Below are 9,276 nucleotides of genomic sequence, written 5' to 3' on the forward strand. Positions count from 1 at the left end.
ACGAGGCGGGCATCGCGAGCCTGGCGGACCCGTCCGACGGCCAGTCGCGCGCCGCCTTGCCGGTGCCACCGTAGACGACCAGGTCGTCCGGCCGCGTCAGGGTGTAGTCGGCGTCGAGGTACGTGAGGTCGCCGGTGGGCAGGTTCGACACGATCGTGGCGAAGTCACGTCGGGGGCCGTTCGCGCACCGGGTGTTCAGTCCGGTCACCTCGATGGCGTCGCCCTCCAGCCGGTAGATCCAGTTGCCGCCTGTGCTATCGACGATCTCGCCCGTCGAGGTCACGCCAGGCGTCAGGTCGCAGCTCGCAACGATTTGAAGCGTCCAGTTGTTGTCCTGCACGCCGGTGGTCTGGATCCAGTCCGACGAGGTCAGCGTCGCCGCCGCACCATCGACCATCACATCGTCGACGAACCAGCCCGTGTCCAGGTACGCCGCGTCGGTCGAGTAGCGGAACCGCACGTCTGTGGTGCCGGCCGGCAGCTGTGCCGTCAGGTGGATGTATTCCGGCTCGTCGACGAAGTACGCCCCGCCCGAGGTGCCGGTCAGGCCGTTGCCTTCGGTGTTGTTGCCGTGCGGGTCGTCGTTCGTGGTCACCTCGGTGCCCGCGTCGTCGACCAGCGGCACGGTCACCCACTGCCCACCGACGAGCGCCTCGACGAAGCCGAAGTCCCAGCCCTCCTCGATGAAGTGCCACGTCCAGAAGTCCAGGGACGCGACGCTGCCGTCGGTGGTGACGTCGAGGATGTTGTCCGCCTGGCTCTCGTACCCGGCGTACCAGTGAGTCGTGCCGCTGTGCGGCGCGATGACCGTCTGATCGTCCCCGTCGAGCGCGACCGTGACCGTCGGTCCCGGGTTGCGGAACCGCTCAACCTGCATGCCGAACGGCACGGCCGTCGGGTCCTGGTGGTTGGCCTTGTTACGCCACTTCGGCGCCGGCTGCGCACCCTGGTTGTTACCGCGGCCGGCCCAGAACAGTTCGTCGGCGATGTCGATCGTCCAGGTGGTGAACTGCGGGTCGCCGAAGTCGACAGCCTTGATGTCGAACCGGTCGGACCCCTCGTCGTCGAGGTACACGGCCACGGCCCAGTCCTGGAAAAGCTCCTCGGCGCTGCGCAGGTCCGGTCCCGACGTCGCCGCGTTGAACGTGTTGATCGCGTTCTGCACGCCCGTCATGCCGTCAGCCTGCTCCTCGAAGATCAGCTTGATCAGCAGGTCGCCGCCCGCGGCGTCGTACTGCAGGTCGGGAGTGTAGGTCCCGTCGCCGTTTCCACCCGCCTGTTCCCAGAGGTACTGGAAGAAGGTGTACGCGGCGCCGTAGTTCTGCAATCCGCCGCCCCATCGCGTCAATGAGGTGTCCGCATAGAACACTTGCTGGTACGTCAGGTGCGACCCGCCGACGTCGAAGCCGTTGAGGAAGACCGCGAAGTCGGCCAGGCCCTCGTCGACCCAGGACAGCTCGCCCGCGTCGCTGTAGTTGTGCAGCAGGTGTTCGAGCTCGTGCGCGATCACACCCTCGTACAACGTGGCCTGGTCGTTGCTCGGGTCGTCGTCGCGCCACTCGGCATCATCCGGCCCGACCCGGTTGGCCCAGTCGAACGCGTCGATGACGATCACGTTCATGCCGACCGAGTCGATGTAGTCCGGGGCGAAATAGCCGGCGGTGTACGTCGTCTCGGCACAGTCGTAATAGTTGGTGTCCTGAACGTTGTAGACCACCATGACCAGCGAGTCGCTGGCCGGTTCCTGCGGGTCCGCGGCGTCCATCGGGCCGAAGTGCTCCTCGTCGACCGCGACGACCTGGCTGGCCAGCGTGTCCCCGAGATAGTCGATCTGCGCCTGGGTCAGCGTGAAGTCGGCCGCCTGAGCATCGGCGCACGGCACGAACTCGTCACCGGGCGTCGGGTCGAAGGCCGGGTCAAGGCTCGCGACCCCGGCGGGCGCCGACCCGTCCAGCGGCGTGCCCTCCGGGACGTAGATGTAGACGGGCGTGCCGTCCGGCGTGGTGCCGGCGTACGCCCGGGTGAAGTCCTGCTGATACGTTCCGCCGGCCTCGCTGTCGTTGATCGGCAGCGTGATGGTGGGCTCGCCGGGCAGGTTCTCGTGGTCGTCGCCCCACGCCGGGCCGCCTCCGAGCGCGAGCGTAAGGGCGGTCAGCCCCGCTACGCTCACCGCTCGTCTAAGCGTTCGTTGATATCGCACGGTGTTTCCTCCCGCGCACGCCCGGACGGGCATGCTTGCCGGCAGACAAGCATTCGAATGCTCACTAGTGAAGGGAACGCACCCGACAATTGGGGCAGCCCGCATAATGCGCGAAACGTGACCGTGACACATCGCGGCGACGAAGCGCTGAAACGCTTAGCGGAACTCTGCCGTATCCCAGGCGCACGTTGCCCTGAACAGTGGGCCTTCTTGCTATCGAAGGAGGCGGACGGAACTCGAGGCGTCCCGTCCACGGATGTGCCGCGAAGGTGTGGGGCTGGTCCTCGCGGCGTGTGCCGAACCTCAGGACGAACTCGCTGAACGAGTGATCCGGATAGGTTATGTTGTCTCGCGGTCCGTCGTGGCCCTTCGGTGGCTGTGCTCTATTTGACGTACGCGGCAAGCACAGACATCACCTGGTCGCTGCGATCGACGCCGACATCGTGCCCCGATGAGTCGCTGATGTGCAGGGTGGCGTCCGGTAGTTCGCGCGCGAGCCGACGGGCGAAGGCGATCGGCGCGTTACGGTCGCGAGCGCCGTGCCATAGATGCACCGGCGTGGCGACCTCGCCGAGCGGAAACGTCCACTCGCGCTTGATCAGGGCGAGCTCCTGCACTGTCGCGCGTGTCCCCTGCCGCAGCGCGTCAGCGACGGCCTCGATTTCGATGCGCGCGGCGGCGGCGTGCGCGGCATCCGGTGCGGCACACATCGCGCCGTGCAGGGCACGATGCCGGTTCTTCGGGCTGACCAGCTCCCGACGCATCGCGGCGACACGGAACGTGTTGAGTGCGGGCGCATTCCTGGCGAGCCAATTCATGACCCGGGCGCTCGCCGTCATGCCCACTCGCTCGGCCGGGCTCATCGGCCCGCCCGCGGCGATGAGAGCGACAACAGTGACCCGGTCGGGAAGCTGATGCGCAGCGGCCAACGTGAACGGCGCACCGCCGGACTCGCCAGCAAGCGCGAACCGGTCCAGGCCAAGATGACCGGCTATCGCGAGGAGGTCATCACTCCAGCTGGCGAGGCTGCGCCTGCGCTGGTGACCCGAGGCGCCATAGCCGGGCTTGTCCGGCGAGATCCACCGCAGGCCGGCTGCCCGCGCGGTCTCGTCGTAGCAGGCTCCGCCCAGGCCCGATACCGGCGTCCCTGCGGTGTAGAGAACCGGGGATCCGTCCGGGTCTCCGAACTCATGCCAGCTCAAGGGCCTGCCGCCAGCGAGGCTGATCGCGCCGTTTGTCACGGATACATCCTTAACCACCCGGTGCCACTGTCCGGCCACAGACACCCAGGACAGGGCACCTATGCCATCAACAATGGGTACGTCTCGATGCCGTACAGCCGCGGAACTCACGCCGTCGACGCGCGGGCGAGCACTTGCTTGGTTCGGTCCCGAAGGCCTTCGAGCTCGGTTGAAATCCCTCTGACCTCGATGACGAGCTCGGCCGCGGCCAGTAGGTACTCAAGGGCGATGACGTCCTCGTCGAACGGAGGCTCATCCTGAAATCGATCGAGCAGAAACTCGAAATCAGCCAGTACCGGCTCGACGTGGGTGGCGGCCCGGTCTGGATCGCCGTTTCGCCGGATGCACCGTGCCGACTCGATCATCGCTCGTCCCACGAAGGCGTGACATTGGCCCAGCATGCGCGTGACGATGCGTCCTACGAGCCCGAGGCCACGTTCCTCGCGCTGCGCATCGGGCTGCGCAGCAAACTTCGCGGTGACCTGCCGCGCGGCTGCGGCGAGCGCGACACCGTCGACCCACTCCTGGGAGCCCTCCGGGGCACACGGCCGCTGCCCTAACCGGTCGATGCACGCTTCGGCTGCGACCGATATTGACGTCGCCGCTTCGAGCAGAAGATGAAAGCGCGTCCGACCCGGCTCCTGCGACGCGACCGCCAAGCGCGCTACCTCGAGCGCTACGGCGACATCTTCGGTGCCATGGGTGGGCTCGCCACGCCTCGCTCGCTCCACGAGCGCCTCCGCGGACGCCCGCTCCTCAGCCGATGGTCCAAGAGCATCATCATCGACGGGCAACCCGAGCTCGATCCGGTACGACGTCCACGCCAACGGGTCCTTGACGGGGTCCGGCTCGTTGGCGCGGTTGCCGGACGCGGCACGAGTGACTCCGCCGGCGACGCGGTCCATCGCGAGCCGTGCATCATCGAACGGCAGGGCGAAGTGCTCGGTCAAGACGGCGAGGACGTCGCGCCGGCGCGCCCCCGACTCGTCCGCCGCCCGCAGGTACGAGACCAGAGCGCGCGTCGACGTTCCACGAGCGAGGCGCACAGTCATGTCGTCTGTCCATTGCACGGCTCGAGGATGCCCGTCGCGACCTTGAACGACAAACCCGAGAAAGGCTGCCGGGCCTAGCAGGTGCGTCGACCGGAGCAGCCCATCCAACTACCCCGCCGGGCTCAGGACATCGACAGGCCGTTGCCCTCGGCGCAGCAACTCCGCGACCTCGTCACGCGTACGCAGCGCCGCACGCCATCCCACGACCTCAGCGATGACCCGCTCGCCGTTGCCTGCCGTCGCCTCCACCGTCCACGGCCGGCGGAACAACACTCGCCCCACAACCGTCACGACCAGGAGCACGAGCACGATCATGAGGTCGATGGCGACCAGTAGCAGCGGAAGCAACACCCACCAGAACAGTGCGGCGGCAGCGATTATCGCGAGGAAGACGAGCACGAGGACGACGATCGCGTCGCCAAGGTCGAAGCCGCCCGCCCTGCCGCCGCCCGAACCCGACGTTGCCGCGTCGCCGATCTTCAAGGCGCCGTCGACGACATCACCGGAATCGGCATGCCGGTTCTTTCGCCTACGGCGCCAGCCGCCGAAGCGTCGGGCGAGGGCACGCCATCGTGGTGCCCAGACCACACGCACCGTCCACCGCGTGTCATCGGGCGCCGTCACCGGAACACTCCTCACGGCGACAAGATATCTGCCCGCACCAAGGCCCTCCGCCCATCGGCGCGGACGGCAGCCCGCTGGGCGGCATATCCGAATGTGCGGCACCTCGCCGCACTACCAGAGCGACTCGTACAAGCCGTGGTTGAGCGCTCGCGCGGCCTCCTCGCGGCCCAGTTCGGGAAACTGTTCGGCGATCGCGTCGACTGCCTCGGCGCGGCTGAGCTTGCCGTCGCGCAGCAAGTTCGCCTGCTCATAGGCGAAGAGACCCACCTTGCGCTGTCGGGCACGGTCGACCTGATCGTCTGTCAGGTTTCGACCGCCGCCCAGAACTGTCCAGATCCATGCGGCGAGCCCGGCCATGCCGTCATGGTCGCACCTTGGCGCCGTCGTCGCGCGTGGGCGCTGTCGCTCCTCGACTGCGCTGGTGTCGGGTCTTCACCGACCTGGCAGTGGCCGGGCAGGTCCACGCGCTCCATCAGCTCGTCCGGCTCCGGATGAGCTGGCCTGATTGGACGTCCATGCTCCCATCTTCAGAACGACTTCGACGGGCCAAAGCGCAGCCGTCAGTCGGTGCGCCGCGGTGAGAGGCGCAGCTCCAGCATCGCGGCGAAGCGGGCATCGGGGTCCCGCAGGTCGATCGGCCCGATCTCGGCCACGCGCCGTAACCGGTAGCGGAAGGTGTTCGGGTGCACGTACATCGCCGCGGCGGCGGCGACCGCGTCGCCGAACGCGTCCAGCCAGGCCCGCAGCGTGTCGACCAGGTTGGTGTTGTGCTGGGCGTCGTAGACGAGCAGGTTCGCGACCGCGCCGCTGGGGCGGTCGCCGCGGGCCGACACGACGTCGGCGAGATCTAAGAGCAGTGCTTCCACGTGTACGTCGGCCAACCGCACGACCCGCCGTCCGGCGCCGTTGCCCGTGCGCAGGACCCGCAGGGCCCGGTCCGCCTCGGCCCGCGACGCGGCCAACCCGGCCACGTCCTGCGCGACCGGACCGATGCCGGCCACGGCGGGAATGCGCTCCCCCACGCGGTCGAGGAAGTCGGTGGCGACGCGGACGGCGCCGTCGGCGTTGCCCCGGGTTATCGGCACGAGCCCGTAGACGACGTCGCCGACCAGGGCCGCCGCCGACCTCGGGTGCACGGCGCCGACGTGCATGGCGAGTGCGTCGGCCAGCCGTTGGCGTTCGGTGGCGAGCGCGGCGTCGGCGCCGGCCGAGCCCTCGGAGCCGAGCAGGGCGAGCCCGAGCACGGCGACGGGCCGGTTCGCGAGCCCGAGCCGGGTCAGCGCGTCGCGGGCGGCGGGCCCGCCCTCCAGGGCGGTGCTGAGCAGGTCGGTGCGCAGGCGTCGTTCGACGTCGGCACCGGCCCGGATGCGCAGCATGTGCAGCGCGACGACCCGGGCGGCGTCGCGCAGGGCCTGCATGCGGTCGAGGTTGAGCGGCTGCCGCACGGCGGCCCAGATCGAGCCGAGGATCTCGTCACCGGCGCGCACCGCGACCGCCACCCGCGGCACCCGGAAGTCGTCGCCGCTGGGTTCGACGAACACCGGCTGGTCGCTGCGGTAGAGGTCGCCGAACACACCGCGGTCGGTGAGCTGGCGGGCGTAGCGTGCCGGCACCTGCCGGCCCAGGATGGTCTCGATGCGGGACGGGTCGGCTTCGTCCTGCCGACCCGAGTAGGCGAGCACCCGCGAGCTACGGTCCTCGATGGTGACCGGCGCGTCGAGCAGCGCCGCGATCGCGTTGGCCAGCGCGAACAGGTCGCCCGCCGGAACTCCGCCGAGGGTCTGCGGCTCGGCGTCGCCGACGTCGCCCTCGGCCAGCAGCGACCGCAGGAGTGCGGCGAGTTGCGTCCACGAAGCGCCGCGGGTCAGCCCCAGCAGCGCCACCCCGGACTCCGCCGCGGCGGCGGCCAGGTCGTCGCCGGTCGGCACCGGCGAGCGCACGACCAGCCCGGCGGCCTCCTGCTGGCCGAGCGTCCGGAGCAACCGGGCGGTCGAGGCGGCGTCGCCGACGCCCACGCCGAGCACGAGCGCATGCTGCGGCAGGGCCGGCTCGTCGAGCGGATCGTGGATGACCACACCACCGATGGCCACCGCCTGGTCGGGGTCTCCGTGAACCAGTTCGAGGAGGGTGGCGCCCAGGTCGTCGAGGACGCGTCCGAGGCTCGCGTTGGGTCGCACAGCAGCAGCCTAGGAGCGTGGCGGGACCGGTATCCAGGCCGTTTCGGTGGTGATCTCGGCGAACACGTCGGGTCGGGGCTCGACGCCCAGGCCGGGGGCGGTCGGCACGGTGAGGTGGCCGTCCTGCATGACGAACGGCGCGGTGAGGTCGGTGCGGTAGAAGCGGTCGGAGGCCGACGTGTCGCCGGGCAGGGTGAAGCCCGGCAGCGCGGCGAGCGCCACGTTGGCGGCCCGACCGATGCCGGTCTCCAGCATGCCGCCGCACCACACCGGCACGCCGTGCGCGGCGCAGGCGTCGTGGATCCGGCGGGCCTCCAGGTAGCCGCCGACGCGGCCCGCCTTGACGTTGACGATCTCGCACGCGCCGAGACTGATCGCCGCGACGGCGGCGCGGGCCGAGGTGATCGACTCGTCGAGGCAGATCGGCGTACGGATCAGCTTCGCCAGCGCGGCGTGGCCCAGCAGGTCCTCCTCGTCCAGCGGTTGCTCGATCAGCAGCAGGTCGAACGGGTCGAGTCGGCTCAGGTGCCGCGCGTCCGCCAGGGTGTAGGCGGTGTTCGCGTCGACCTGCAGCAGCAGTCCGTCGCCGAACCGCTCCCGGACCGCGCGGACCGGCTCGACGTCCCAGCCCGGCTCGATCTTCAGCTTGATCCGCGCGTACCCGGCGGCGACGAAACCCGCGACCGCGTCGAGCAATTCGCCGATCGAGGCCATGATGCCGACGGAGACGCCGCACGGCACGCGGTCGCGGACCGCGCCCAGCTCCCGGGCGAGCGGCCGGCCGGCGGCGCGCAGTTCGGCGTCCAGAACCGCCATCTCCAGGGCCGCCTTGGCCATCCGGTGTCCTTTGTAGGCGGTCAGGGCCGGCGCGACCGCGTACGCGTCGAGATGCTCCATCGCGCCGAGCGCCGGGATGAGGAACCGGGTCAGCACGTCGGTGGCGGCGCCGATGTACTCCGAGGAGTACAGCGGGTCGGCCATCGCCACGCACTCGCCCCAGCCCTCGGCGTCGGTGGTGACCGCTCGCAGCAGCAGCACGTCACGGGACGTGGTGGTGCCGAAGGAGGTTCGGAACGGTGCCACCAGTGGCATCCGGACGTGCCGGAGCTCCACCCCGGTGAGTTTCATGAGTCCCCGCCCTTGGTGAGCACGTACCGACCGGCCCGGTCGAACCCGGCCACCCGCCACCCGCCGGCCATCAGCGTGCCCAGCGTCTCGCGGACCGCGACCCGCCAGTCGTGCGCGACGCCGGGTTCCGTCCGGCGGAGCGTCTCGATATCCGGGGGTACGGCCACCAGCACCGTGTCCCCGCCGGGATCGCCCGCGGCGGGCCGGCCGTCGGCCGTCCGGTCGAGCGCGACCACCGCCCCGTCACAAGGCCCGAGGGTCGCCGGTCGGCCGGCGCACGCCGCGTCGACGTCCGGCGCGGTCAGGTCCCAGGTGACCAGCAACCGGTCGCTGTCGCCGGCGCCGTTGCGGCCGTCGTTCATGCCGCCGTAGAAGTTGGGTAGGTAGGCGCTCGGCGTCGCGGCCAGCTTCGCGAGGTTGAAGTACGCGTTGCGGCTGACCAGCGGGTCGTACGTCCACGAGATGGTCTTCAGGCCCCGACGCATGGCCCAGCCGCGCTGATGTGTCTTGAGCGCGAAGCCGACACCCCGCCGCACCGCGCCGGTGATGTGGCTGTGCATGGTCGCCTGTGCCGGCGGCCCGAAGAAGGCGACACAGGCGCCGACCAGCTCGCCGCCGTCGTACGCGCCGGCCACGTAGTTGTCCGCCTTGCTGAGCGCCCGGATCAGCGCGGCGGTGACCGGTTGGTTGTGCGGGTCGGGACGCCAGATGCGGTCGAACAACAGGTACATCTCCTGGACTTCGCCGGCGGGGGGGGGGGCGCGGCCCCGGCCCCCCCCCCCCCCCGGCCCCCCCCCCCCCGCCCCCCCACGTAACACATAAGTCCCTAGCGGGGGGGCGCGCCCCCCCCGGCA

7 protein-coding genes and 1 pseudogene are annotated in these 9,276 nt (G+C 70.1%); all 8 read right to left on the reverse strand.

The genetic code is table 11. The annotated features are described in order from the left end of the window. Nucleotides 1–2,200, reverse strand: a pseudogene (locus tag AB0H87_RS32540) (hypothetical protein); the annotation flags it as partial. Nucleotides 2,201–2,583: 383 nt separating this feature from the next. Beyond that, nucleotides 2,584–3,441: an alpha/beta hydrolase gene (locus AB0H87_RS32545; RefSeq protein ID WP_360154389.1), complete on the reverse strand. Its 858-nt coding sequence runs from the start codon at nt 3,439–3,441 to the stop codon at nt 2,584–2,586. Nucleotides 3,442–3,548: 107 nt separating this feature from the next. Next, nucleotides 3,549–4,493 carry a hypothetical protein gene (locus AB0H87_RS32550; RefSeq protein WP_360154392.1) on the reverse strand — a complete coding sequence of 315 codons (945 nt, stop codon included), beginning with the start codon at nt 4,491–4,493 and terminating at the stop codon, nt 3,549–3,551. A 108-nt stretch (nt 4,494–4,601) separates the two neighbouring features. Further along, nucleotides 4,602–5,117: a hypothetical protein gene (locus AB0H87_RS32555; RefSeq protein WP_360154395.1), complete on the reverse strand. Its 516-nt coding sequence runs from the start codon at nt 5,115–5,117 to the stop codon at nt 4,602–4,604. A 111-nt stretch (nt 5,118–5,228) separates the two neighbouring features. After that, the gene (locus tag AB0H87_RS32560; protein ID WP_360154398.1) at nt 5,229–5,474 is read right to left on the reverse strand and encodes a hypothetical protein; all 246 of its coding nucleotides are present in this window, start codon (nt 5,472–5,474) and stop codon (nt 5,229–5,231) included. 203 nt (nt 5,475–5,677) lie between these two features. Continuing rightward, nucleotides 5,678–7,294, reverse strand: coding sequence for a helix-turn-helix domain-containing protein (locus AB0H87_RS32565; RefSeq protein WP_360154400.1), 1,617 nt, complete (start codon nt 7,292–7,294; stop codon nt 5,678–5,680). A gap of 9 nt (nt 7,295–7,303) precedes the next feature. Then, nucleotides 7,304–8,422: an o-succinylbenzoate synthase gene (menC, locus tag AB0H87_RS32570; RefSeq protein ID WP_360154403.1), complete on the reverse strand. Its 1,119-nt coding sequence runs from the start codon at nt 8,420–8,422 to the stop codon at nt 7,304–7,306. Further along, nucleotides 8,419–9,153, reverse strand: coding sequence for a GNAT family N-acetyltransferase (locus AB0H87_RS32575; RefSeq protein ID WP_360154406.1), 735 nt, complete (start codon nt 9,151–9,153; stop codon nt 8,419–8,421). The genes menC and AB0H87_RS32575 overlap by 4 nt, the downstream gene beginning before the upstream one ends. Nucleotides 9,154–9,276: the final 123 nt, after the last annotated feature.

The sequence above is a fragment of the Asanoa sp. NPDC050611 genome (genome assembly GCF_040654855.1).
Taxonomy (GTDB): domain Bacteria; phylum Actinomycetota; class Actinomycetes; order Mycobacteriales; family Micromonosporaceae; genus Asanoa.